The sequence below is a fragment of the Stagnihabitans lacustris genome (assembly GCF_025950525.1).
Lineage (GTDB): Bacteria > Pseudomonadota > Alphaproteobacteria > Rhodobacterales > Rhodobacteraceae > Stagnihabitans.
Genome location: NZ_JAPDGS010000001.1, coordinates 194,852 through 217,995, shown reverse-complemented (window position 1 = coordinate 217,995; position 23,144 = coordinate 194,852). Strand labels below are relative to the sequence as shown.

Sequence of the window (23,144 nt, the reverse complement as noted above, 5' to 3'; positions counted from 1 at the left end):
CCGCCCTACCTCTCGGCGTCGGTCAGTGCGGCGGGATCAATCCCGCCCTACCCCGGCTGCGTAGGGCGGGGTTCACCCCGCCGCCCCCTCAGGCCGCCGCCCGCCGCAGCAGGACCTTTGCCATCGTCTCGCCCATGGCACTTGGGTTCGGCGCCACGGTGATGCCTGCAGCCTCCAGGATCTCGACCTTTTCTTGCGCGCTTTCGCCGAAAGCCGAAATGATCGCCCCGGCATGGCCCATCTTGCGCCCCTTGGGCGCCGACAGCCCCGCGATATAGGCCACCACCGGCTTGGTCATATGGCGCGCGACCCAGGCCGCGGCCTCGGCCTCTTGCGGGCCGCCGATCTCGCCGATCATCATCACGGCATCGGTCTCGGGGTCGGCCTGAAACAGCTCCAGAATATCGCGGAACGAAGACCCGTTCACCGGGTCCCCCCCGATGCCCACCGAGGTCGAAACCCCGATCCCCAGCGCCTTCATCTGGGACGCCGCCTCATAGCCCAGCGTGCCCGACCGCCCGACGATCCCCACGCGGCCCTTCATATAGATATGCGGCGGCATGATCCCCATGAAGCCCACGCCCGGAGAGATCACCCCCGCGCAATTCGGCCCGATCAGCCGCATCTTGCGGGCCTCGGGGTATCGCCGCAGGAAGCGTTTCACCCGCATCATGTCCTGAGACGGGAGCCCATCGGTCACGCAAACCGCCGTGCGGATGCCGGCATCGGCCGCCTCCATGATCGCGTCGGCGGCAAAGGGCGGGGGCACGAAGACGAGGCTGGCATCGGCGCCTGTCGCCTCCACCGCCTCGCGCACCGTGTTGAAGATCGGCCGGTCCAGAAGCGTCGAGCCCCCCTTGCCCGGCGTCACGCCGCCCACGACATTCGTGCCGTTCTTGATCATGTCGGCGGCATGGAACTGGCCGATGCGGCCCGACATGCCCTGCACGATGATCCTGGTCTTTTCCGTGATGATGATCGCCATATCCGCCCCCTCAGGCCGCCTGTTTCATGCGCGCCGCAACCGCCCGCTCGGCGGCTTCGGCCAGAGTATCCGCCGTGATCAGCGGCAGGCCCGAGGCGCGCAGGATTGCCTGCCCCTCGGCCACATTGGTCCCCGCCAGCCGCACGACGACCGGGATGGTCATCCCCACCTCGCGGTAGGCCTGGACCACGCCTTCGGCCACCCAGTCACAGCGGTTGATGCCAGCAAAGATGTTGACCAGGATCACTTGAACCTCGGGGTCGGAAAGCACGGTGCGAAAGGCGCGGACCACGCGTTCGGGGCTGGCACCGCCGCCGATGTCCAGGAAGTTGGCGGGCTCACCCCCGGCCAGCTTGATCATGTCCATCGTGGCCATCGCCAGACCCGCGCCGTTGATGATGCAGCCGATGTCGCCGGTCAGGCCCACATAGGCCAGACCATGATCGCCAGCGGTGGATTCGCGCGGGTCCTCCTGGCTGCGGTCGCGCAGTTCGGCGACCTCGGGGCGGCGGTATAGCGCGTTGGTGTCAAAGGACATCTTGGCATCCAGGGCCACAAGGTCGCCCGCGCCAGTGATCACCAGCGGGTTGATCTCGACCATGGTCGCATCCAGGTCCTGATAGGCCGCGAAACAGGCTTTCAGGATCGTGACCATCTGCGCCACCTGCCCCCCCGTCAGGCCCAAGGCAAAGGCGAGTTCGCGCGCCTGATACTCCAGTAGGCCGGTGGCCGGGTCGATCGTCATGCGGCGCAGACTGTCGGGGTCTTCCTCGGCCAGGTCCTCGATCTCGATCCCGCCCCGGGCAGAGGCCACGATCATGATGCGTTCCGATTTCCGGTCTAGGACGAAGCCAAGGTAAAGCTCTCGGGCGATGTCGCAGGCGCCCTCGACCCAGAGGCGATAGACGCCCTTGCCCGCGGCATCGGTCTGCTTTGTCACCAACTGCCGCCCGAACAGGCTGGCGGCAAAGGCCTGAACCTCGACCACCGACTTGCAGAGCTTGACCCCGCCAGCCGCGCCCCTGCCCCCGGCATGGACCTGCGCCTTGACGACCCAGGCGCTGCCGCCCAGCTCCCGCGCGCGGTAGGCCGCCTGTTCGGGGCTATAGGCGAGGCCCCCCCGCGGCACCGGAACACCGAACCGCGACAGGATCTCTTTTGCCTGATATTCGTGGATATCCATCGCTACCTCCCCGCGATTGCATCGGCGACGACCAGCACATTGGCGGCCATCCGTTCACTTGCCGCGTCGATCATCTTGCCATCAAGGCTGGCCGCGCCCTTGCCCTGCGCCTCGGCGGCGCGCAGTTCCTGAATGATGCGGCGCGCCTTGGTCACTTCGGCCTCGGTGGGCGAAAACACCTCGTTGGCCAGGGTGACTTGGCTGGGATGGATCGCCCATTTCCCCTCGCAGCCCAAGGCCGCCGCCCGCCGCGCGCCGGCCTTATACCCCTCGGGGTCGCTGAAATCGCCGAAAGGCCCGTCGATGGCGCGCAGGCCAAAGGCGCGGCAGGCCGTGACCATGCGGGCAATCGCCGCGTGCCATTGATCGCCCGGATAGACCGGGTTCAGCCCGCCGATGTTCACCGTCCGCGCCCGCATCGAGGCCGCAAAATCCGCCACCCCGAAATGCATCGCCTCCAGCCGACCGCCAAAGCGCGCGATCTTTTCGACATTGGCCATGCCCAAAGCGGTCTCGATCAGCGCCTCAAGCCCCACGCGGGTCTTGAAGCCGCGGGCCATCTCGATCTGGTTCACCATGGCCTCGACCATGTAAAGGTCGCCCGTCTCGCCGACCTTGGGGACCAGCAGCGTATGGACCCGGTCGCCTGCCTGTTCCATCACATCGACCACGTCGCGATACATGTAATGGGTGTCCAAGCCGTTGATCCGCACGGAAACCGTCTTGCCCATGGCCGCCCAGTCGATGTCGTTCAGCGCCTGGATCGCATTCCTGCGCGCCTGTTCCTTTTCCGGCGGCGCCACGGCGTCCTCCAGGTCCAGAAAGACGTAATCCGCCGCGCCCTCGGCCGCCTTGTCGATCATCGCGGGATTGGAGGCCGGAACCGCCAGTTCCGACCGCTGCAGGCGCTGCTTTTGCAGGGGGAAAAGTCTGTGGCTCATGATGTCCTCCTTATTCCGCCGCAAGCGCCATGGGCGCCTGATGTTCATAAACCGCCTGAGCGGCTGCGACGCCTGACCCCAGGGCCACCGTAACCCCCGCCTCACGCAGGCAGATTTCAGCCAGCGCCAGGGCCGTCAGGCACATGCCCTCGTTCAGGTCGCCCAGGTGTCCGATCCGGAAAGCCTTGCCCGCCAAGGGACCAAGACCCGACCCGAAAGAGACGTTATAGCGTTGGAACCCGATCCGGATGACCTCACGCGCATCGACGGGGGTGCGGATCGCGGTCACGGTATTGCTGGCCAGCGCGGGGCTTTCGCAGACCGTCTCCAGCCCCCAGGCCGTCACCGCGGCGCGCACGCCTTGGGCCAGACGCTCATGCCGGGCATAGACGGCCGGAAGCGTCTCGGCCTGCAGCCGGTCCAAGGCGGCGCGCAGGCCATGCAGAACGGGCGTCGGCGGCGTATGGGGGAAGTAGCCCTGCGCGGCCTGCAGTTCGAAATCCTCGAAGGCGAAAAAGCCGCGCCGCATGCCCTTGGATGCCCGCGCCTTGTCCGACACCCCCAGGATGCCAAGCCCCGCCGGACACATCAGCCCCTTTTGGCTGCCCGTCACCGCCAGATCGACGCCCCAGGCATCCATTTCAAAGGGGATCGACCCGATCGACGACACCCCATCGACGAACAACAGCGCGTCATGCATCGCCTCATCCAGCGCCTGCCGCACCGCGGCCACCGAGGACGTTACCCCGGTCGAGGTCTCATTCTGCGTGACGAAAACCGCCTTGATCTTGCCCTGCCGATCCGCCCCCAGACGGCGGGCGAACTCGCGGGCCGGCACGCCCGCGCCCCAAGCGACATCGACCGCATCGACCTCCAGCCCCAGATCCGTGGCCATCTTGGCCCACAGCGTCGAAAACTGCCCGTGCCGCGCCATCAGCACCCGATCCCCGGGCTGCAGCGTGTTGACCATCGCCGATTCCCAGGCCGCCGAGCCCGAACCCGGGATCAGCATGACCCGTTGCGTGGTGCCCAAAACCGGCTTCAGGTCGCGGATCAGCCCCATGACAAAGCCGCCGAACTCTGGCCCGCGCTGATCCTCTTGGGCCACGTTCATCGCGCGGCGGACGGTTTCGGGGACATTGGTCGGCCCCGGGATGAAAAGGTGGTTGGTTCCTGTGCGCATCGTGATCTCCCTCTGGAGCCAGACTGCGCCGTGGTTAAATTTGAGGCAAATGCCGAAAGGTTGCGCTGTAAATGCAAATATTTACAGGATGCCTGTTTCGTTATATTGTGTAAATAACAGATGTAAATTGTGTGCGACGGTATGCAAAAGACCTTCCTTGGCCCGCAACTGCGCAGGCTTCGCCAAGAACGCAAAGAGACCCAGGGCGCCATGGCCAAGGCGCTGGGTATCTCGACCTCATATGTCAACCTGTTGGAAAACAACGAAAGATCGGTCTCGGTCGGGGTGCTTTTGCGCCTGTTCGAGGTTTACGGCGTCGATTGGCGCAGCATCGAGAAAGACGACAGCGCGGCGCAGCTGGCCGATTTGCGCGCCGCCCTGCAGGACCCGATGTTTACAGACCGCCGCCCGGATTTGCCGCAGCTGCGCGCGGCTCTGGTCCATGCGCCCGATCTGGTGGCGGCCTTTCTGCGCCTGCATCGGGCGCAAAGCGCGGCGCTGGACCGGCTTTCGGCGCTGACCGATACCGACGCCCTGCCCAAGCCCGAAGCCGCCGTCCACCTGATCTTTCGCCGCAACCGCAACCACTTCCCCAGCCTGGAAACCGCCGCGGAGGCCTTTTGGACCGCCCCGCCCCGCGACGAGGTCTATACCGCGCTGAAATCCCGCTTGCGCGAGGTGCATGGCGTGACGACCCGCCTGGCCCGGGTCGAGGATATGCCCGGCACCCTGCGCAACTATGACGCCGACCGCCGCGAAATCCTGCTCTCCGAGGCTCTGGACCACCCCAACCGCGCCTTCCAGCTGGCCCATATGTGCGCTTTGCTGGGCCACCGCGACCTGTTGGACAGCCTGACCGCCGAGGTCGACGACCAGCAGGCCCAAGCCCGCCTGCGGATCGAGCTGGCGAATTACTTCGCCGCCGCCGTGTTGATGCCCTATGCCGCCTTCCTGGCCGAGGCGCGGGCGACGAAATACGACTTCGACCACCTGGCCACCCGCTTTGGCGTCAGTTTCGAACAGGCCTGCCACCGCGCCACCACGTTGCAGCGCGAGGGTTCCCAGGGCGTGCCGTTCTTTTTCCTGCGCATCGACAAGGGGGGAAACGTGACCAAGCGCTTCAACGCGACCGAGTTCCCCTTGGCTGAATATGGCGGCGCCTGTCCGCGGCTGGATGTCCACACCTCGTTCCGCACGCCGGGGCGCATCGTGCCGCAATATGTGGAAATGCCCGACGGCAGCCGGTTCTTTACCTTTTCGCGCACGGTGGATCGTCCGACCTGGGCGCGCCATGCCCAAGACAACCGCCTGGCCGTCGCCATGGGCTGCGCCAGCGAACACGCGGGCGCGCTGGGTTACGCCGAGGCCCTGTCGCAATCCGCCCCCGTCACCCCCATCGGGATCAACTGCCGCATCTGCCCGCGCCCCGCTTGCGACCAGCGCGCCCAGCCCGCCATGATCCAGACCGCGCCCCCCGACGTCAGCCGCCGCGGCGCCACAAGGTTCGACCTGTGATGGCGCGGGGCAATCGCGTCTCGCCCCAGGGCCAGTTCCACGCTGTGCCCGATCGCGGCACCCTGATGGGCAACCGCGGCATCCTGCACGAGGGCGACACGATCCGCCGTCCCTTTGCCCATCAGCACTGGGTCTGCTGCCGTCTGGAGTTCAAGGACCGCCGCCGCCCCCTGATGCAGCCGGGCCGCTATACCGAGCTGTTTTTCCTGGATGAGGCCACCGCCTATGCCGCGGGCCACCGCCCCTGCGCCGAATGTCGCCGCGCCGATCACCTGGCCTTTGCGGCGCTTTGGGCTCAGGTCCATGGCCCCGCCCGGGCGCCCGAAATCGACCGCATCCTGCACGCCCAACGCATCCACCGCCGCGTGCAATTGACCTGGCAGGCGCCGGCAAAGACCCTGCCCGACGGCACGATGATCCTGGGCCCCCAGGGTCCCGTGCTGATCTGGCAAGGCCACCACGACTGGAGCTTTGCCGGCTATACGCCCCGCGCGCCGCTAAGGGGCCCCGTCACCATCCTGACCCCGCCCGCCCTCACGGCGCTTTTCGCGGCGGGGCTAAGACCGGGCGTGCATGGGACGGCAGGTTAGACCCCGGCCAGCGACTTCAGCCCCTCGACCCCTTTCAGGGCGTCATCGACATTGTCCAGCATGGTTTCGACCTTTTTCAGCGTGCCATCCCAGACCTTGGCCCCCTCGCCCGACAGTTTGGCCGCCTGCGTCACCGCGTCTTGGGCCGTGCCAAGCGCGGTCTTCATCGCAACCAGGCGCTTGGCCTGGTCCTTCAGGTCCTGCGCCACCGCGGCACGGGTTTTGGCGGCGGCCTCCAGCGCGGCCTTGGCCTTGACGGCTGCGGGCGCGTCCAGGGCGCCCAGCCGCGCACCCTGACCGGCCAGCGCCTCCATCTCGGTCAAAGCCCCCGCCGCCACCGCCAGCTTCAGATTGGTCGCCAGGGTCTCCAGCGACTTGGTGGCCTGCTCCAGCCCCTTTGCGGCCGCCTCGACGCCGCTGCGAATCCCCGCCTCGGCGTCGCGCGTGATGGCCAATTTGCCTGCGATTTCCTTGCGGTGGCCGATCCAGATCTTGCCCTGACCGATCAGGCCCGTGATCGCCGCCAGCGCCGCCACCGGCAAGGAGGCCGCGCCCAGGATCGCCCCGATCGTGGCCAGGGCCGAGACCCCGATCGTCACCGCCGGGCGCATGCTGTAATCGCCCTTCTTGACCTCGGCATCCTTGGCAAGCTGCGCCTTCAACGCCGTGGCCTCGGTCTTGATCAGCTCCTTGAACTGGAACAGAACCCCCGAGGGCAGCGTGACCTTGCAGAACTTGTCCCAACGCTTGGTGAAATCCTCGACCACCAGCTTTGCAGCAAGGGCCTCGGCGGCCTTTTGATCCAGCCTGGATTTCCGCAGCTGGTCGCGGACGGTTTTGGCCATCACGTCCTGCTTCAGCAGCGTGGCGCGGTAATTCTCGATCTGCGCGATGTCGATGCTCATCGCCTTGGTGATCCGCGTTTCCAGCGGCTTGGCCCGGGCCTTGATCCAAACCGCATCGGCCGAAGACCCGAAGATCAGCGGCGCCGTCGCAGTGATGGAAGGGAAGTTGACGCCCTGGCCCTCGACCTTGGGAAATTTGACATCAACGCGATAGCCCTTGCCGTCGATCGTCACGGAAACATCGGCCATGGCAGCCCCCTGAAAAACCTTGGCTCAGGGTCGGCGGCGCGCCTTCGATTCGCAAGCCGCGAAATGAAAAAGGGCCGCTTGCGCGACCCTGTTTTCAGACCTTCGGTTGGTGGAGCCAGGGAGGATCGAACTCCCGACCTCTTGAATGCCATTCAAGCGCTCTCCCATCTGAGCTATGACCCCGTTCAACCGAGTTGGCTTTCGCCCCAGTCTTTCGCGCTAGGCTTTCGACCGTCCCGCAGGCTGGGCGCCTTCGGTGAGGGGCTATCTAAGGAAGGTCGCGGGGACCCGCAAGGGGAAAAATGCACGCGGTGCGATTTTTCCCGAAACCTCCTGCCAAGCCCTTGGCCGCAAACAGAAAAGGGGCCGACCGCGGTCGACCCCCATCAACGCCCTGAGGCGGTGTTCAGACTTCTTCTTCGTCGCCCGCGACTTCCGTCAGGTCATCCAGCGAGACATTGTCGTCGGCATCTTCTTCCAGAAGCTCGTCGTCCAGGTCGGCGTCATCCGACACACCGGGGGCCAGCAGATCATCATCCGCTTCCAGGTCGTCGACCAGAAGTTCATCGTCCTTCTCGGGCGCCACGCGGGCGATCACCGAGGCCGCCATCTTGCGGCGGGCCGATTCGATATCCACGATCTCGCCCGTATAGGGGCTGACGATCGGGCTGCGGTTCAGGTCATAGAAACGCTTGCCGGTCGTCGGGCAGATGCGCTTCGTGCCCCATTCAGCTTTGGGCATGGTGATCCTTGCGAAATGGCTATGGGCCAGAGAGCGCCCCCATGCCACAGACTCGCACCCGAGTCAAAGGCTTTGGGACGGTTTCCAGCCGGTTGTCCTGCCGCGCAATGTCGCTATTGTTGGCCCCAGTTGCAAGAGGTCTCATGCCCCCCGTTTCCGCCGTCACACTGCCCGGCCTGCCTTCGGTGGAAATCACGCTGCGCCGCTCTGCTCGGTCACGGCGGTTTTCGCTGCGGGTCTCGGCCTTGGACGGGCGGGTGACCCTGTCGATGCCAGCGCGGGCGCGGGTCTCCGAGGCGCTGCTTTTCGCGCAATCCCATCAGGATTGGCTGAAGCGCGCCCTGGCACGCCAGGTGCCGGTGCAGGGGCTGCAGTTCGGTGCGGTGATCCCCTTCGAGGGCCGCGCCCTGACCCTGGCCCCGGGCAAGGGCCGCATCCGGCTGGAGGGGGACACGCTCTTCGTTCCGGGCGAGGCCGCGCAACTGGGGCCAAGGCTGGCCGCCTGGATCAAGGCCCAGGCCCGCGACCGGCTGGCCCAGGCCTCGGACCACTACGCGGGCCTTCTGGGGCGGCACCCCAAGCGGCTGACGCTGCGCGACACGCGGTCGCGCTGGGGGTCCTGCACCCATGACGGGGCGCTGATGTATTCTTGGCGGCTGGTCATGGCCCCGCCCGAGGTCCTGGCCTATGTCGCCGCCCATGAATGTGCCCATCTGGTCGAGATGAACCATTCCCCCGCCTTCTGGGCCGTGGTCGAAGGCCTGTATCCCGGCTGGCAAGCCCGGCGCGATTGGCTGCGCCAGCACGGCGCGGCGCTGCATGCGATCCGCTTTGAGGCCATTCATGACTGATCCGCGCCCCGCCACCCTGCGCCTGGCCGACCCTTCGGCCCCGGCGCATGAACGGCTGTATCGCATCCTGCGCCAGCAGATCATGCATGGCGAGCTGGCGCCCGGCCATTCGCTGACCCTGCGCGGCCTGGCCGAGGCGCATGAGATGTCGATGACCCCCGCGCGTGAGGCCGTCCGGCGGCTTGCGGCCGAAGGCGCGCTGACGATCTCCAGCTCTGGCCGGGTGTCGACGCCGGAACTATCCCCCGAACGGATCGAGGAGCTGGCCGCGATCCGCGCCATGCTGGAGCCCGAGATGGCCTCGCGCGCCCTGCCCCGCGCCCATTTCGCCCTGATCGACCGGCTGGCGGCGATCAACGGCAAGAACCAGGAGGCGGTGTTGAACCATGACGCGGTGGCCTATGTGCGCACCAACCTGGAGTTCCACCGCACGCTTTACCTTCGCGCCCAGACGCCCGCCATGCTGGCCATCTGCGAGACGGTCTGGCTGCAACTGGGTCCCACGATGCGGGCGCTCTATGACAAGCTGCGCCGGCGGGATGTGCCCCATCACCACCGGTTGATCCTGGCCGCGCTGAAGGCCGGCGACGAGCCCGGTTTGCGGCTGGCGGTGCGCACCGACGTCACGCAGGGCCTGCGGCATTTGGCTAGCTGAACGGGGCCTGTTAGCGGGGCCAACTGATCGGGGCCAGCCTGGCCGAGGCACTGCCTCGGTCCCGCGCCACCCTCTCCGCCTGGACCGCCAGGGGCCAAAGCCCCTGGCCAGAGGACGGCCGACCCGGGGCCCCTTGGCCCTAAGGGCGGCCGGACGCTCACCCCTCAGGCTGGCCCCCCTCAGGCTTTTCCCGCCAACCAGTCGCGGATGATCTGGCGGTGGCGCTCCCCGTCATAACTCGGGAAATGCCCGCCATGCACGACCCGCACCGGCAGGTCATAAAGCCGCTTCATCGACTCCACATACTGCGCCTGCTCCGCCGGGTCGTCGCTTTCGATCAAAGGCCCGTCATAGACGATATCGCCGGAAAACAGGACGCCCGTCGCCGCCTCCCACAGCGCGATCCCGCCCGGAGAATGGCCGGGCGTATGGATCACCTCGAACTGGCGGTCGCCCAGGTCGATCACATCGCGGTCGACCAAAATCCGCGTCGCAGGCGCCGCCTTTACCGCATAGGTCGCAGACAGATAGGGCGCGGGCGGAAGTTCGGTGAAAATCTCATCCGTCACATAGACATCGGCAAAGGTGTTCGCCCGCGTCGGTGCGGCCAGCAAATGCGCCTCGGCCTCGTGACAAAGCCTGCAGGGGAATTCGTGGTGACAGCCGATGTGGTCGAAATGGGTATGGCTCGCCACCGCCTGCAGCGGCTTTTCCGTCACCAAGGGCACCCATTGCCGCAAACTCACCACGCCCATGCCGCTGTCGACCAGCATATCCGTATCCCGCCCCCGCACATGCCAGACATTGCAGCGGTAGAATTCGCGGATATGGGGCTCGTCGATATGGGTCACGCCATCGCCCATCTTACGGATGCGCCACCAGTCTTGCGGGTTCATCTGGACTCCAGAAAGGAATGGGCGCTGGCATACAGCATCATCACGGCGCCGGGCTGTGGATCGGCATCCTGCGGCAGGTGCAGCGTCAGGGTCAAGTCCGCGATCCGCGCATGGACCCGCACATGGGTGCCAAAAAACGCCGCGTCCATGATGGTCGCCTGCCCCAAGGCCAGCGCGCCCGAGGTGCCGATGGCTTCGGGACGGATCAACAGCGTTCCGGTCCCGGGATAGGCGCCAATCGCGCTTTGGCCCGCCACCACCGGGATCTGGTTGATCTCTCCCATGAAAGCCGCCGAAAACAGCGACTTTGGCCGCAAATAGACCTCACGCGGGGGGCCAAGGTCACTGACGCGCCCTTCTGACATCACGACGATCCGGTCGGCCAGCGCCATGGCCTCTTCCTGGTCATGGGTCACATGGACAAAGGTCGTGCCCACCTGACGCTGGATCGCCTTCAACTCGTCCTGCATCTGGCGCCGCAGCTTCAGGTCCAGCGCGCCCAGGGGCTCGTCCAACAAGAGCACATCGGGCGACACGGCCAGCGCCCGCGCCAAGGCCACGCGCTGCCTTTGCCCGCCCGACAGCTCATGCGGGCGGCGATCCTCACGCCCCGGCAGACCCACCAGCGCCAGCATCTGCGCGGCCTTTTCACGCCGCTGGGCCCTTCCCATGCCGCGCATCCGCAAGCCAAAGCCCACATTCTCGGCCAGGGTCATATGCGGAAACAGGGCGTAATCCTGAAACACCGTCGTCGTGGGCCGCGCCGCCGGCGCCACGCCCGCCATATCCCGCCCCCCGATCAGGATGCGCCCCGAGGCAGGCTGGGCAAACCCGCCGATCAGGTTCAGCAAAGTCGTCTTGCCGCAGCCCGAGGGCCCCAGCAGCACAACGAACTCTCCGGCCGCGATGTCCAATGAGACTTCATGCAGCGCGACAGCCCCGCCATAGGTCTGCGTGACGCGGTCGATGGTGACGGATGCGGTCATTTCGACCTCCGGAACAGGGCTTCAAGGGCGATGACGACCAGGGCAGAGGCCAGAAAGACCAAAGAGCCGATGGCATTGGTGGCGGGCGACAGGCCCGACCGCAGCATGGACCAGATCTCGACAGGCAAGGTCACGTCGAACCGGGTCAGCAAAAAGGCGATGATGAACTCGTCCCAGGAAAAGGTGACGGACAGAAAGAACGCCGCCCCCAGCGCGGGCGCCAACATCGGGGCCGAGACATGCCACAGCACCCGCATTTCGCTGGCCCCCAGGTCGCGGGCGGCGCGTTCGGCCGACTTCTGGTGATCCCCCATCGCGGCGAAGCAGATGGCAAAGCACAGCGGCAGGTTGATCACGACATGGCCGATCCCGGTGGCCCAAAGCGAGGGCTTGACCCCCATCTGGTTGAACAGCGTCAAAAGCCCAAGGCCGATGATCAGATAAGACACGGTCATCGGCGCGATCAGCACGCCGCGCATCAGGACGCTGCCCGGCAGTCGCACCCGCGCAAGTCCATGGGCGGCCAGAAACCCCAGGACCAGCGCCACGCCCGAGGACACCCCGGCCACCGCCGCCGAATTTCCCAGCGCAGTCATAAGCCCCCGGTCACTCAGGATTTTCCCATACCACCGCAGGCTGAAGCCCTGAAACGGCGGCACCGGCAAGCGGCCATCCTGCAACGAGAACACCACCAGCACCACCACCGGCAAAAAGATGAACCCATAGGCCAGCGCCAGGTAAAGATACCCCAGCCGCCTCATAGCCGGTCCAGCCTCAGCCAGCGCGCAGAGGCCGCATAGGCCAGCGTCACCACCGCCATCAGGATCACCGACAGCGCCGAGGCCATGGGGAAGTTGCCGCCCCGTCCCATCTGCAACATGATCAGCTGCGGCAAGGTCAGTTCCGTGTTCCCGCCCAGGATTTGCGGCGTGATATAGTCACCGATGCACAGGACAAAGGTCACGAAGGCCCCGGTCACAATCCCCGGCAAGGTCAGCGGCAAGATGACATGCCACAACGTCCGAAGCCGCCCCGCCCCCAGGTCCTGCGCCGCGCGGGCATAGTTCGGCGACAACTGGATCAGGTTGGCATAGATCGTCAGCGTCAGCAGCATGACAAAGAAATGGGTGAAGCCCAGCACGGTCGCAAACCGCGTCGAGGCCAGCTCGAACGGCCCCAGCCCCACCGCGCCAAAGGCCTGGTTCACCACGCCGTTTTTCCCCAGCACCAGCGCCCAGGAATAGGACCGCACAACATACGAGGTCCAGAACGGCAGCACCGCCATCAACAAGGCGGCCCTTTGCCAGCGCGCGGGCACGCTCCAGGCGATTGTGGCGGCCAGGGGCCAGGCCAAAGCCACCGACACCACAGTCACCGTCACCGTGATCTCGACAGAGTTGATCAGCGCCTTCAGATGGCTGGGTTCGCCCAAGGCCTTGGCGTAATTGGCCAAAGACAGGCCCTGAACGACCGTGCGCCCCTCCATATGGGCAAAGGACAAAAGCAGCATCGCGGCGAAGGGCACCGCGAAAAAGGCCAGCGTCCACAGCAGCGCGGGGGACACGAGGGCAAGGGCAAGGCGGCGTTCATCGCTCATCGGGGACCCGGGCTTGGGTCTTGGCGCGCCGTCCCGGGGGCGGCGCGCCAAGACATCACTGGTTCAGCATCTCGGTCCAAAGGTCCTGCATCGCGGTATCGGTGGCCGCATCCGGCACCGGATACAGCTGCGCCCGGGCCAGGTAGTCCGGCTGCATGTCCCAGCGCAGCACGGCCTTGGCCTCGTCCGACAGCAGCGCACCGGCCTTCATGTTGGCGGGCATCCCCCAATAGCACGAGGACTGCGCCAAGGCCGCCTGCCCCTCGGCCGAGGTGATGTATTGCACGAATTTCAACGCCAGGTCCGGCTTGGTCGTCCCCGCAACCACGCCAATCGACTGGGTCCAGCGCAGGCCGCCCTGCTTGGGGATCGTCCAGTCCAGGTTGGGATTGTCCGCCGCCAGAACCGCGGTCAGCCACTCCCCGCCGCCGACCACGATATCGACCTCTCCGGTCGCAAGCGCCGTCTGCGAGGACACCACGTCGCTGACCTGCTTGGAAGCCTTGCGCAAAGCCATCAGCGGCGCCTTCAGCCCCTCCAAAGCCCCCACGTTCAGGTCGGCGGTCGCCACCCCCTGCCCCAGCCCGACCAGGCCCAGAACCGGAAGATAGTAGTCATAAATCCCGATCTTGCCGTCATATTTGCCCGAGGTCAGGGCGGCCATATCCTCCATATCGGCGGGATCGACCTTGGTCTTGTCATAGGAAATCGTGTTGTAGCCAAACTTTTCGGTCACGGCATAGGTCTTGCCGTCGATGACATTTTGCGCGGCCATCACCAGTTCGGGGAAGAAATCGCCGGTGGGCAGGGCCTCGGCCGGGATCGGCGCCAGTTTGCCCGCCGCAGCCACCCGCGCCACGTCGACCGAATCGACCACCATGACATCCCAGTCGCCGGGCGCGCTTTGGTCCAGGATCGCCATCCCCGCCGCCGTGCCCTCGTATTCCTTGACGTTCACCGTGACATCATTGGCCGCCTCAAAGGGCTCCAGCAACGCGGGGTCGGTGTGGTCGCACCAGACGAGGGCGTTCAATTCCTCGGCTGCGACGGGAAAGGCGGCGGGCGTGGCACAGACAAGCGCCAGGGCGGCAATGCGTTTCATGTGTCTCTCCTGTTGGTCTTTTGTTGCAATCATCTTCAGTCCGGTTCATTTTTGAAGTCAACTTCAAACTTCACGGGCGGTGATTTTGGTGGGGCTCAGGGCGAAACATAAGGCAGAACGCGAGACGCGCATCCTGGACGCCGCGCTGGACCTGTTCCGCGAGGCCGGCTTTGACGCGGTCCGGATCGAGGATATCGCCGCGCGGGCCGAGGTATCGGCGGGCACGGTCTATAATTATTTCGCGACCAAGGGGGATGTCCTATTGGCTCTGGTCAGCCTGGAGGTCGAAGAGGTCCTGGACCAGGGCGCCGCCGTGGTCGCCTGCCCGCCACAGGGCCTGGCTGCGGCGCTGGACGCGCTGGTGGGCGGCTATTACGCGCACTCGCTGACCTGGTTGACCAAGGACCTGTGGCGTCAGGCGATTGCCCTGACCATCGGCGCGCCGGGGACCCGGTTTTCGTTGATCTATGCGGGGTTGGATGACCGGCTCAGGGCGCAGGTGTCGGACCTGTTGGCCGCCTGCCAGACCCGTGGCCAAATGCGCCCGGGGCTACAGACCGCGCCGCTGGCCGATGTGATCTTTGGCGGGCTGAACCAGGCCTTCACCGATTTCGTCCGGGTCGAAGAGATGCAGATGGCGACGCTTTTGACGCAGATGCAGGCGCGCAACACAGCCCTTGCGGTGGCCTTGGGATAGCCTACGGCTCCGCCAGACCCCCAGCGCCGGCCCCGTCCCGGGCGCTTGCCCGGGGCTTGGGGTCGGCGCTTCCCCCCTAATTGACCTCCACCCCGCCCTCGGCCTTCCGCCGCGCAATGTAATCCTCGACGTCGTCGCGGATGCCGGGGTCCAGCGGTGGCGGCTCATACCCCGCCAGCAGGTCCTTCCAGATGCGGTTGGCGCGGGCCGGGGCCTCCTCTGCGCCTTTCGCCAGCCATGACGGGTAGTTGTCCCAAGTCGACAGCATCGGCGCATGAAAGGCGGTTTCGAACCGCGCCATCGTGTGCGCGGTGCCAAAGAAATGCCCGCCCGCCCCGGCTTCTGCGATGGCCTCCAGCGCGATTGAGGCCTCGTCGACCGCGATGGGCGAGAAATAGGCCTGCATCATCCCCAGCATCTCGGCATCCAGGATCAGCTTTTCGTAACTGGCCGTCAGCCCGCCATGCATCCAGCCCGCGCCATGCATCAACAGGTTCGCGCCCCCCATCAGCGCGCCCCAGATCGACATCTGCGATTCGTAGGCCGCCTGGGCGTCCAGCGCATTGGCCGCCGTCACGTTGGAACTGCGAAACGGCAGCCGCAGATGCCGCGCCAACTGCCCCGAGGCCTGCGCCGCCTTGGCATATTCCGGCGTCCCAAAGGCCGGCGCGCCCGACTTCATATCCACGTTGGACGTAAACCCGCCATAGACCACCGGCGCCCCCTTGCGCACCAGTTGCGTCAGAACGATCCCCAACAGCGCCTCGGCATGTTGCAGCGTCAGGGCGCCCGCCAGCGTCACCGGCGCCATGGCGCCCGCCAGCGTAAAGGGCGTCACCACCGCGCATTGGCCATATTCGGCCAGCGTCATCAGCCCCTCGGCCATGGGAATATCCAACTGCCGCGGCGAGTTGGTGTTGATCACCCCCATCATCACCGGAGTTTCCACCAGCCGGTCCAGCGACCAGCCCATCATCTTTGCGGCCAGCTCCAGCCCATCCATCGTGCGCCCACGGCCCAGCGCATTCAGCTCCCAGGACTTGTCCAGAAGCGTGATCTGCGCGTGGTAAAGGTCCAGATGGCGGGTGCGGGGGGGCAGGTCCATCGGCTCCAAAGGCCCGCCGGATTCCTGTTGTATGACGTTCAGGCTTTGGCACAGCCGCAAAAAGTCGCACATGTCCTGATGCGTGCCATCCCGCCGCCCGCGGTCGATGTCCATGACATAGGCCGGCCCGCCAACCGAGGTGAAGATCGTATGCGCGCCGCCCACCTGCAGGTCGCGCGCCCGGTTGCGGGCGGCGAGCGTAAAGGTCTCGGGCGCGGTGGCGCGGGTCGCCTCGACCATATCGGGGTCAAGAAAGACCATGTCGCCGTCGATGCGCGCCCCCGCGGCCCGGAACGCCTCCCGCGCCGTTGGATGCAGCACCCGCATCCCCAGGTCACGCAGAACCGTCAGCGCCGCCTGATGGATCGCCTGGACATGGTCATCGGACAGAACCCGGATCGGCTCATAGGGGCGCGGGATTTGCCCCCAGGGGCGTTGCGGCAAACTCGCGGTGCGGCGCGGTTTCCTCATGACCCCAGCCCCGGCATCTCGCGGCGCAGGGGCTGCGGCCCGTCGATCTCACGCGCGAAACGATGCGCCGAATGGATCGCATCGGCCATCGAGGACGGCTGCAGCGCATCCCCCACCAGCGCCAGCCCGGGCAGGCCCTGCAGTTGATCGTAAAGACCCGTCACCGGCAGGCGCCCCGTGCAAAGGATCAGCGTTTCGGCGGGCGTGAAAGCCTCGCGCCCGGTATAGGTGCAGACGCTGTGCAGACCCTGATCCCAGGACCGCGCCACCTGCCCCGTCACGATCCGCACGCCAAGCCCCATCAACCGCGCCTGGATGAATCCCTGCTCGTCGGTATAGGCGGTCCAGGTCGAAACCTGGGCCTGAGGCGTCACATAGGTCACGCGCCGCCCCTGGGTCGCCAGCCGTTCAGCCAGGGCGCCCGCCATAAAGTAATGCTCGTCGTCATAGATCACCACATCGCCCCCGGGATCGGCGCCCGCAAAGATGTCGTCGGGCGTCAGCGCCGCAGGGAAGGCGCCCCCCATCCCGCAAACCCCCATCCCGTCGCGCCGCCAGACACTGCCCGTCGCAATCACCACATGGGCCGCGCCAAAGTCGCGAATGTCCTGCGCCGTCATCTCGCTTTCGGGGTAAAGCGTCGCATCGGTCTTGCCCAGCATATGCAAACGGTGATCCCTGACCCGCCCCCAGGTCGCCAGCCCCGGCAAGGTGCTTTCCCGGTTCACGCGGCCACCGAACTGGCGGGCTTTTTCGGCCAGATGCACCTCTAGCCCGCGCCGGGCCAGCGTCAGCGCCGCTTCCAGCCCCGCCGGACCGCCACCCACCACCAGCACCTTTTCGCGCTTGGCGGGCGGCACGCGCTCGGGGTGCCAACCGCGCCGCCATTCCTCGCCCATCGTCGGGTTCTGCGTGCAGCGCAGCCCCACGGCCTCGTTGTTGGCCGCCCGACAGATGTTGCAGCCGATACATTCGCGGATCTCGTCCGCCCGCCCCTCGCGGATTTTTGCGGGCAAGAAGGGGTCCGCAATCGAAGGCCGCGCCGCGCCGATAAAGTCCTGGATGCCACGCCGGATCTGGCTGACCATGCGGTCGGGCGAGGTGAACCGGCCGACCGAGACCACGGGCTTGGAGGTCAAGCCCTTGACAAAGCGGATGTAATCCTCCTGAAACCCCTCCTCCGAAAACCGCGCCGACTTGCTGTCATTGCCCAAGGCCCCCGCGATGTTGACGTCCCACAGGTCGGGGATCTCGGCCAGCAGCTCGACCACCTCGCGGCCCTCGGCCTCAGAGGTCACGCCTTGCGGCCCCTGCAGCTCATCCACCGCCAGCCGGACCGCCACGGCGCAGGTGTCGCCGACGGCCTCCTTCGTGTCCTCCAGCATCTCGCGCAGCAGCCGCGCCCGGTTTTCCAAAGACCCGCCATAGGCATCGCCGCGGTCGTTGGTCCGCGCCGACAGAAACTGAAACGGCAAATAGTCATGACCGGCATAGACATAGATGATGTCGAACCCCGCCCTTTTGGCCCGCAAAGCCGCCTCGCGCTGCCAGAGGCGGAAGGCGCGGATGTCGGCGCGGTCCATCGCCCGCGCCGTGCTGGGCAGGTGATACAGCGCCGGTTGCACCCGAGGCGCCAGCGTCGGCAGCCGCGTCATCCGGTTGGAGGCATGGGCGCCACCGTGCCACAGCTCGATCCCGGCCAGCGCGCCATGGTCATGGATCGCCGCCGCGGTCAGGGCCAAAGGCGCGATGTCACCATCATCCCACAGCGTCAGAAAGGCATGAGGACTATCATCCGAGCTTGGATGGATCGAACAATATTCGGTGCAAACAACGCCCCAACCGCCCTCTGCCTTGACCTTTCGCAAGGCCGCGCCCGATTGCGGGCGTTGCCAGCCAAAGCCCGTCGCATGGGGGGTCTGGTAAAACCGGTTCGGCGCGGTGACGGGGCCGATCTTGACGGGCTCGAACAGGATCGCGTGGCTTGGGTCCATGGCACACCTCCGCCCTCAGGCTCTCACAAGCTGAACCTAAGTTCAACAACCGGATGGCTGGCGCAGAATCTTCTTCCCCAGCGGCGGGCGTCATGCCACGCTGACCGCATGTCCAAGATCTTGATCACCTGCGCCGTCACGGGCTCGATCCATGTGCCAAGCCAGTCGCCCCATCTGCCGGTGACGCCCGACGACATCGCGTCTCAGGCCATCGCCGCCGCCAAGGCCGGGGCGGCCATCCTGCACCTGCATGCGCGCCACCCCACCGATGGCCGCCCCTCGTCCGACCCCGCGCATTGGTCCTTCCTGCCCGCGCTGAAACCCCATGCCGTGGTGAACATGACCACCGGCGGCTCGGCGATCATGAGCCTGGATCAACGTCTGGCCGCCCCAAGCGCCTATGCGCCCGAGATGTGCAGCCTGAACATGGGCAGCATGAATTTCGCGCTTTACCCCATGGCGGACCGGATCAAGCGCTTCCTGCATGACTGGGAGGAACCCTTCCTGCGGGGCTCCGACGACCTGGTCTTCAAGAACACGCCGCGCGACATTGCCCATGTCATGACCGAGATGGGGACCCGCGGCGCAAGGTTCGAGTTCGAGATCTATGACCTCGGCCACCTGACCATGCTGCACCATTTCACCCAACGCGGCCTGGTCAAGCCGCCGTATTTCCTACAATTCGTCTTTGGCGTGCTGGGCGGCATGGCGCCAGAGCCCGACACGCTGACCCTGTTGAAACGCACGGCCGACCGGCTTTTCGGAGACGACTATATCTTTTCCGTCCTGGCGGCGGGTCGCCAACAGATCCCCATGGCCACGATGTCGGCCGCGATGGGGGGCCATGTGCGCGTGGGGCTGGAGGACAACCTCTATATCTCCAAGGGCCAGCTTGCGACATCGAATGCCCAGCAGGTGACGCTCATCCGGGAGATCGTCGAGCGTCTGGGCCGCACGCCAGCCACCCCGGACGAGGCCCGCGCGATGCTGGGGCTGAAGGGCGTGGACAGGGTGGCGTTTTGACCGGGACTGAAATTCGCCCCATCACCCCCGCGGACCTGCCCGCCCTGCGCCAGATGCTGCAGGCGCTGGCCGATCATGACGGCGGCGCAACCGTGGCCAGCGTCGCAGCCCTGCAGGACGCCGCCTTCGGCCCCCGGCCCCTGATCCAGGCCCTGATCCACCCCCGCGGCATGGTCATCTATTTCCCCGAGTTCTCGACCCATCGCGGCCTGCCGGGGGTCTATGTCCAGGACCTTTACGTCGCCCCCGAGGCGCGGGGCCAGGGCTTGGCGCGGGCGCTGTTGCGGGCAACCCTGACCCATCAGGACTGGGGCGCGCAGTTCATCTCGCTCACCGTCGCCCATGACAACGCCATGGCGCGGCGGTTCTATGCCGGGGCCGGCTTCGCCTCCCGGGGCTATGAGGCCCTGATCCACACCGACCCGGAGACGCTATGAAGGCCTTTCACCACCCTGGCCAACGCGCCCATGATCCGCAGTTCTTCCTCTCGTCGGGCGCGCCCCGCCCCTGCCCGGAAAAGCCCGCGCGGATTGATGCGCTCTTGTCGGGTCTGACACGTCTGGGCATCACGCCCGACCTGCCGCACGATCACGGGATGGACCCGATTGCCGCGATCCACCCCGCCCGCTATCTGACCTTCCTGCAGACGATCCACGACCGCTGGACCCGGATCGAGGGCGCCTCCCCCGAGGTCATTCCGAACATCCACCCCGCCAGCCGCGACGACGGCTATCCGCTGTCTGCCGTGGGTCAGGCGGGGTTTCACCAGACCGACACCTCTTGCCCCATCGGCCCGCAAACCCATGAGGCGGCTTACCTTTCCGCCCAATGCGCCATCGCAGGCGCCGAACACCTGATGACCGGCGCCCGCGCGGCCTATGCGCTCTGCCGCCCGCCCGGGCACCATTGTTTCGCCGAACTGGCGGGGGGGTTCTGCTATCTGAACAACACGGCGATTGCAGCGCAGGCCCTGACGCTGTCGGGCCGCAAGGTCGCGATCTTGGACATCGACCTGCACCACGGCAACGGCACGCAGGGCATCTTTTACGACCGGCCCGATGTGCTGACCGTCTCGGTTCATGCCCATCCCGAGCGGTTCTATCCCTTTTTCTGGGGCTATCCCGAAGAGCTTGGGTCCGGCGCAGGCGCGGGCGCGAACCTGAACCTGGCGCTGGAGCGGGGCAGCGCGGATGACCCTTTCCGCCGGGCGCTGGGGCAGGCCTTGGAGCGGATCACGCTGTGGGGGGCCGATACCCTGGTGCTGGCCCTGGGGTTGGATGCCTTTGCGGGCGATCCCTTCGCCGGGCTTGCCGTGACGACGCCGGGTTTCGCGCAGATCGGCCGGGATATCCGCGCGCTTGGCCTGCCGACGCTGATCGTCCAAGAGGGCGGCTATCTGTGCCCGGAACTGGGCGAGAACCTTGCGGCGGTGCTTGGGGCTTGGGTGTAGCCCCGGGCGACGCAAGCGAAGGCAGAGCTGTGCGCAGGGCAACGGCAGGGCCACCGACGCCGGAACAGGGCTCTCTGTCCCCAGCGTAGCCCGGGGTATACCCCGGGTCCCCTACCCCCGCTGCAGCTTGACCGGTTCTGACCGACACAGCCGCAGGAAATGCGCCATAAAGGGTTTGACCGCGTCTTCGTCCCGCGTCACGGCGCACAGCCGTTTCGTGATCACCCCCGGCCCCAGGGGGAGCGTCACGTAATCGGCATGCGCCTTCACATCGCGGATCACCCAGTCGGGCAGGACGGCGACCCCCCGGTCGCTGCCCACCAGCATCAGAATCACCGCCGTCAGCTCCACCGTGCGATGGGCGCGCGGCTCTACCCGCGCCTCGGTCAAAAGCTCGGTAAAAATGTCCAGCTTGTCGCGGCCCACGGGATAGGTGATCAGCACCTGATCCCGGAAATCCTCGGCCTCGATCATCGGCTTTTCCGCCAGGGGGTTCTTTGACGAGGCCACAAAGGTCGGGTGATAATCGAACAGCGGATGCGCGGTCAGCCCATCGACCCCCTCGGGATTGCTGGAGATCACAAGGTCGACCTCTTCGCGCATCAAAGCCGGAAAGCTGTCAAAGGCCAGGCCCGCGCGGATGTCCACATCGACCTCGGGCCAGGCGTGGCGGAACATCTCCAGCACCGGGAAAAGCCAGTCGAAACAAGCGTGACACTGGATGGCGATATGCAGGCGGCCGGTCTTGCCGGACTGCAGCGCGCGGAACTCTTCCTCCAGCGCGGCCACCTCGGGCAGGATGCGTTCGGCCGCGCGCAGCATCCGGATGCCCGCCGCCGACAGCCGCATGGGCTTGGACCGGCGCACGAAAAGCTCCATCCCCACCTGCGCCTCCAGCCCCGCGACCTGATGCGACAGGGCCGATTGCGTCGTGTTCAGGATATCGGCGGCCCGCGCGAGGCCCCCCGCCTGGTGGATCGCCCTTAGGGTCCGGAAGTGCCGCAGCTCCAGGTACATGAGTCCAACCTCATCATCTTTGTGAAAACTATGAATTGGACTCATGATGGCCGATCCGGCACAAAGAGGCAAGAAAAGGAGCCTGCCATGACCCGTATCTCGTTCGAATTCTTTCCGCCCCAGACGCTTGATGCCTCGTTTCGGCTGTTCGAAACGGTGCAGGCCTTGGCGCCCATGGCCCCGGAATTCGTAAGCGTCACCTATGGCGCGGGCGGCACGACGCGCAAGCTGACCCACGAGGCGGTCTCGACCATTCGCCGGAACTATGGGCTGAACGTGGCGGCGCATCTGACCTGCGTCGATGCGACCCGGGCCGAGACGCTGGAGATTGCCGACGCCTACAAGGCCGAGGGCGTGACAGAGATCGTGGCTCTGCGCGGCGATGCGCCGAAAGGGGCCACCCGCTTTACTCCGCATCCCCAGGGCTTTGCCCATGCCGCCGAACTGGTGGGCGCGCTGGCGGCCAAGGGTTTCAAGGTCCGCGTCGGCGCCTATCCCGAGCGTCACCCCGACGCGGCGGACGCCCGCGCCGATATCCACTGGCTGAAGGCCAAGCTGGATGCCGGCGCCACCTCTGCCATCACGCAATTCTTCTTCGAGGCCGAGACCTTCCTGCGCTTCCGCGATGCCTGCGTCCGCGAGGGCATCACCGCCGAGCTGATCCCCGGCATCCTGCCGATCCAGTCCTGGGAGGGCGCGAAACGCTTCGCCCAGCGCTGCGGCGCCCATGTGCCGGGCCGTCTGGACGAGGGTTTCACCGTCGCCGCCCGCGACAACCGCGAGGACCTCTTTGCCCTGGCGCAATGCACCACGCTGTGCGACCGGCTGATTTCGGAAGGCGTCCCCGCCCTGCATTTCTATACCCTGAACCGCCCGCATCTGACGCGGGAAGTGGTGCGCGCCCTGGGCCTTGCCCCGGAACTGGCGCTGGAAAAGGTGGCCTGATCCGTCCCCCAAGACAGTCTTTCCAGACTTCAGCCACCCTGTCTCCCTGTTGGGCGCGGAAACGCGCCTGGCGCTCCTCCGGCCCGAGCTTGCTCGGGCCGGTTTTTTATCATCGGGCCCCG

General features: G+C 66.3%; 23 protein-coding genes and 1 tRNA gene. 9 read left to right on the top strand and 15 right to left on the bottom strand.

The annotated features are described in order from the left end of the window. Positions 1–88: 88 nt before the first annotated feature. Genes sucD through NX862_RS01040 form a run of 4 tightly spaced genes read right to left on the bottom strand, consistent with a single transcriptional unit; the run spans position 89 to position 4,292 of the window. Positions 89–985, bottom strand: coding sequence for a succinate--CoA ligase subunit alpha (gene sucD / locus NX862_RS01055; protein ID WP_264492022.1), 897 nt, complete (start codon positions 983–985; stop codon positions 89–91). 10 nt (positions 986–995) lie between these two features. Further along, positions 996–2,168, bottom strand: a complete 1,173-nt coding sequence (locus tag NX862_RS01050; RefSeq protein WP_264492021.1) for a malate--CoA ligase subunit beta — start codon at positions 2,166–2,168, stop codon at positions 996–998. A 2-nt stretch (positions 2,169–2,170) separates the two neighbouring features. Beyond that, the gene (locus tag NX862_RS01045; protein WP_264492020.1) at positions 2,171–3,109 is read right to left on the bottom strand and encodes an HpcH/HpaI aldolase/citrate lyase family protein; all 939 of its coding nucleotides are present in this window, start codon (positions 3,107–3,109) and stop codon (positions 2,171–2,173) included. Positions 3,110–3,119: 10 nt separating this feature from the next. Next, positions 3,120–4,292, bottom strand: a complete 1,173-nt coding sequence (locus NX862_RS01040) for a pyridoxal-phosphate-dependent aminotransferase family protein (protein ID WP_264492019.1) — start codon at positions 4,290–4,292, stop codon at positions 3,120–3,122. Between the two features lie 141 nt (positions 4,293–4,433). Between NX862_RS01040 and NX862_RS01035 the strand changes: the two genes are divergently transcribed. Beyond that, complete coding sequence (locus NX862_RS01035; protein WP_264492018.1) at positions 4,434–5,807, top strand: helix-turn-helix domain-containing protein; 1,374 nt, start codon at positions 4,434–4,436, stop codon at positions 5,805–5,807. Beyond that, positions 5,807–6,397: a hypothetical protein gene (locus NX862_RS01030; protein WP_264492017.1), complete on the top strand. Its 591-nt coding sequence runs from the start codon at positions 5,807–5,809 to the stop codon at positions 6,395–6,397. Before NX862_RS01035 ends, NX862_RS01030 begins: the two co-directional genes overlap by 1 nt. Here NX862_RS01030 and NX862_RS01025 read toward each other — a convergent pair. From NX862_RS01025 to NX862_RS01015, 3 genes are all read right to left on the bottom strand, one after another. Beyond that, positions 6,394–7,491: a hypothetical protein gene (locus tag NX862_RS01025; RefSeq protein ID WP_264492016.1), complete on the bottom strand. Its 1,098-nt coding sequence runs from the start codon at positions 7,489–7,491 to the stop codon at positions 6,394–6,396. The genes NX862_RS01030 and NX862_RS01025 overlap by 4 nt on opposite strands. A gap of 107 nt (positions 7,492–7,598) precedes the next feature. Next, positions 7,599–7,674 (bottom strand) — tRNA-Ala (locus tag NX862_RS01020). Between the two features lie 223 nt (positions 7,675–7,897). Further along, positions 7,898–8,233, bottom strand: coding sequence for a TIGR02300 family protein (locus NX862_RS01015; protein WP_264492015.1), 336 nt, complete (start codon positions 8,231–8,233; stop codon positions 7,898–7,900). A gap of 143 nt (positions 8,234–8,376) precedes the next feature. Between NX862_RS01015 and NX862_RS01010 the strand changes: the two genes are divergently transcribed. Beyond that, positions 8,377–9,084, top strand: a complete 708-nt coding sequence (locus NX862_RS01010) for a M48 family metallopeptidase (protein ID WP_264492014.1) — start codon at positions 8,377–8,379, stop codon at positions 9,082–9,084. After that, the gene (locus tag NX862_RS01005) at positions 9,077–9,739 is read left to right on the top strand and encodes a GntR family transcriptional regulator (protein WP_264492013.1); all 663 of its coding nucleotides are present in this window, start codon (positions 9,077–9,079) and stop codon (positions 9,737–9,739) included. Before NX862_RS01010 ends, NX862_RS01005 begins: the two co-directional genes overlap by 8 nt. A 179-nt stretch (positions 9,740–9,918) precedes the next feature. Here the strand turns inward: NX862_RS01005 and NX862_RS01000 are convergent, their stop codons facing one another. The 5 genes from NX862_RS01000 to NX862_RS00975 are packed head-to-tail and all read right to left on the bottom strand — an operon-like array spanning position 9,919 to position 14,320. Then, a complete protein-coding gene (locus tag NX862_RS01000; RefSeq protein WP_264492012.1) occupies positions 9,919–10,635 on the bottom strand; it encodes an MBL fold metallo-hydrolase in 717 nt (238 codons plus the stop codon). After that, on the bottom strand, positions 10,632–11,621 hold the full coding sequence (locus NX862_RS19410) for an ABC transporter ATP-binding protein (protein ID WP_413694523.1): 990 nt from the start codon (positions 11,619–11,621) through the stop codon (positions 10,632–10,634). Before NX862_RS19410 ends, NX862_RS01000 begins: the two co-directional genes overlap by 4 nt. Continuing rightward, positions 11,618–12,382, bottom strand: coding sequence for an ABC transporter permease (locus tag NX862_RS00985; RefSeq protein WP_264492011.1), 765 nt, complete (start codon positions 12,380–12,382; stop codon positions 11,618–11,620). The genes NX862_RS19410 and NX862_RS00985 overlap by 4 nt, the downstream gene beginning before the upstream one ends. Continuing rightward, positions 12,379–13,218, bottom strand: a complete 840-nt coding sequence (locus NX862_RS00980) for an ABC transporter permease (protein ID WP_264492010.1) — start codon at positions 13,216–13,218, stop codon at positions 12,379–12,381. The genes NX862_RS00985 and NX862_RS00980 overlap by 4 nt, the downstream gene beginning before the upstream one ends. Positions 13,219–13,273: 55 nt before the next feature. After that, positions 13,274–14,320: an extracellular solute-binding protein gene (locus tag NX862_RS00975; RefSeq protein ID WP_264492009.1), complete on the bottom strand. Its 1,047-nt coding sequence runs from the start codon at positions 14,318–14,320 to the stop codon at positions 13,274–13,276. Positions 14,321–14,408: 88 nt separating this feature from the next. Here NX862_RS00975 and NX862_RS00970 point away from each other — a divergent pair, with 88 nt between their 5' ends. Then, positions 14,409–15,017, top strand: coding sequence for a TetR/AcrR family transcriptional regulator (locus tag NX862_RS00970; RefSeq protein WP_264492008.1), 609 nt, complete (start codon positions 14,409–14,411; stop codon positions 15,015–15,017). A 76-nt stretch (positions 15,018–15,093) separates the two neighbouring features. On the opposite strand, the gene NX862_RS00965 is transcribed toward NX862_RS00970, so the two are convergent. Then, positions 15,094–16,593, bottom strand: a complete 1,500-nt coding sequence (locus NX862_RS00965) for a trimethylamine methyltransferase family protein (RefSeq protein ID WP_264492007.1) — start codon at positions 16,591–16,593, stop codon at positions 15,094–15,096. Continuing rightward, a complete protein-coding gene (locus NX862_RS00960; RefSeq protein ID WP_264492006.1) occupies positions 16,590–18,587 on the bottom strand; it encodes an oxidoreductase in 1,998 nt (665 codons plus the stop codon). The genes NX862_RS00965 and NX862_RS00960 overlap by 4 nt, the downstream gene beginning before the upstream one ends. Before the next feature lie 108 nt (positions 18,588–18,695). Between NX862_RS00960 and kce the strand changes: the two genes are divergently transcribed. From kce to NX862_RS00945, 3 genes are read left to right on the top strand one after another with little or no spacing between them, the layout of a single operon-like run. Then, a complete protein-coding gene (gene kce / locus NX862_RS00955) occupies positions 18,696–19,610 on the top strand; it encodes a 3,5-dioxohexanoate:acetyl-CoA acetone transferase (protein ID WP_264492005.1) in 915 nt (304 codons plus the stop codon). Next, complete coding sequence (locus NX862_RS00950) at positions 19,607–20,047, top strand: GNAT family N-acetyltransferase (protein WP_264492004.1); 441 nt, start codon at positions 19,607–19,609, stop codon at positions 20,045–20,047. Before kce ends, NX862_RS00950 begins: the two co-directional genes overlap by 4 nt. After that, positions 20,044–21,060: a histone deacetylase family protein gene (locus NX862_RS00945; RefSeq protein ID WP_264492003.1), complete on the top strand. Its 1,017-nt coding sequence runs from the start codon at positions 20,044–20,046 to the stop codon at positions 21,058–21,060. The genes NX862_RS00950 and NX862_RS00945 overlap by 4 nt, the downstream gene beginning before the upstream one ends. Positions 21,061–21,171: 111 nt before the next feature. On the opposite strand, the gene NX862_RS00940 is transcribed toward NX862_RS00945, so the two are convergent. Then, positions 21,172–22,077, bottom strand: a complete 906-nt coding sequence (locus NX862_RS00940) for a LysR family transcriptional regulator (RefSeq protein ID WP_264492002.1) — start codon at positions 22,075–22,077, stop codon at positions 21,172–21,174. A gap of 87 nt (positions 22,078–22,164) precedes the next feature. Between NX862_RS00940 and metF the strand changes: the two genes are divergently transcribed. After that, a complete protein-coding gene (metF, locus tag NX862_RS00935) occupies positions 22,165–23,022 on the top strand; it encodes a methylenetetrahydrofolate reductase [NAD(P)H] (RefSeq protein WP_264492001.1) in 858 nt (285 codons plus the stop codon). The last annotated feature ends 122 nt before the right edge of the window (positions 23,023–23,144 follow it).

What these genes read in the sequence shown, in the direction of transcription:
- sucD (WP_264492022.1), bottom strand. Translation starts at nt 985, where the DNA reads ATGGCGATCATCATCACGGAAAAGACCAGGATCATCGTGCAGGGCATG.
- NX862_RS01050 (WP_264492021.1), bottom strand. Translation starts at nt 2,168, where the DNA reads ATGGATATCCACGAATATCAGGCAAAAGAGATCCTGTCGCGGTTCGGT.
- NX862_RS01045 (WP_264492020.1), bottom strand. Translation starts at nt 3,109, where the DNA reads ATGAGCCACAGACTTTTCCCCCTGCAAAAGCAGCGCCTGCAGCGGTCG.
- NX862_RS01040 (WP_264492019.1), bottom strand. Translation starts at nt 4,292, where the DNA reads ATGCGCACAGGAACCAACCACCTTTTCATCCCGGGGCCGACCAATGTC.
- NX862_RS01035 (WP_264492018.1), top strand. Translation starts at nt 4,434, where the DNA reads ATGCAAAAGACCTTCCTTGGCCCGCAACTGCGCAGGCTTCGCCAAGAA.
- NX862_RS01030 (WP_264492017.1), top strand. Translation starts at nt 5,807, where the DNA reads ATGGCGCGGGGCAATCGCGTCTCGCCCCAGGGCCAGTTCCACGCTGTG.
- NX862_RS01025 (WP_264492016.1), bottom strand. Translation starts at nt 7,491, where the DNA reads ATGGCCGATGTTTCCGTGACGATCGACGGCAAGGGCTATCGCGTTGAT.
- NX862_RS01015 (WP_264492015.1), bottom strand. Translation starts at nt 8,233, where the DNA reads ATGCCCAAAGCTGAATGGGGCACGAAGCGCATCTGCCCGACGACCGGC.
- NX862_RS01010 (WP_264492014.1), top strand. Translation starts at nt 8,377, where the DNA reads ATGCCCCCCGTTTCCGCCGTCACACTGCCCGGCCTGCCTTCGGTGGAA.
- NX862_RS01005 (WP_264492013.1), top strand. Translation starts at nt 9,077, where the DNA reads ATGACTGATCCGCGCCCCGCCACCCTGCGCCTGGCCGACCCTTCGGCC.
- NX862_RS01000 (WP_264492012.1), bottom strand. Translation starts at nt 10,635, where the DNA reads ATGAACCCGCAAGACTGGTGGCGCATCCGTAAGATGGGCGATGGCGTG.
- NX862_RS19410 (WP_413694523.1), bottom strand. Translation starts at nt 11,621, where the DNA reads ATGACCGCATCCGTCACCATCGACCGCGTCACGCAGACCTATGGCGGG.
- NX862_RS00985 (WP_264492011.1), bottom strand. Translation starts at nt 12,382, where the DNA reads ATGAGGCGGCTGGGGTATCTTTACCTGGCGCTGGCCTATGGGTTCATC.
- NX862_RS00980 (WP_264492010.1), bottom strand. Translation starts at nt 13,218, where the DNA reads ATGAGCGATGAACGCCGCCTTGCCCTTGCCCTCGTGTCCCCCGCGCTG.
- NX862_RS00975 (WP_264492009.1), bottom strand. Translation starts at nt 14,320, where the DNA reads ATGAAACGCATTGCCGCCCTGGCGCTTGTCTGTGCCACGCCCGCCGCC.
- NX862_RS00965 (WP_264492007.1), bottom strand. Translation starts at nt 16,593, where the DNA reads ATGAGGAAACCGCGCCGCACCGCGAGTTTGCCGCAACGCCCCTGGGGG.
- NX862_RS00960 (WP_264492006.1), bottom strand. Translation starts at nt 18,587, where the DNA reads ATGGACCCAAGCCACGCGATCCTGTTCGAGCCCGTCAAGATCGGCCCC.
- kce (WP_264492005.1), top strand. Translation starts at nt 18,696, where the DNA reads ATGTCCAAGATCTTGATCACCTGCGCCGTCACGGGCTCGATCCATGTG.
- NX862_RS00945 (WP_264492003.1), top strand. Translation starts at nt 20,044, where the DNA reads ATGAAGGCCTTTCACCACCCTGGCCAACGCGCCCATGATCCGCAGTTC.
- NX862_RS00940 (WP_264492002.1), bottom strand. Translation starts at nt 22,077, where the DNA reads ATGTACCTGGAGCTGCGGCACTTCCGGACCCTAAGGGCGATCCACCAG.
- metF (WP_264492001.1), top strand. Translation starts at nt 22,165, where the DNA reads ATGACCCGTATCTCGTTCGAATTCTTTCCGCCCCAGACGCTTGATGCC.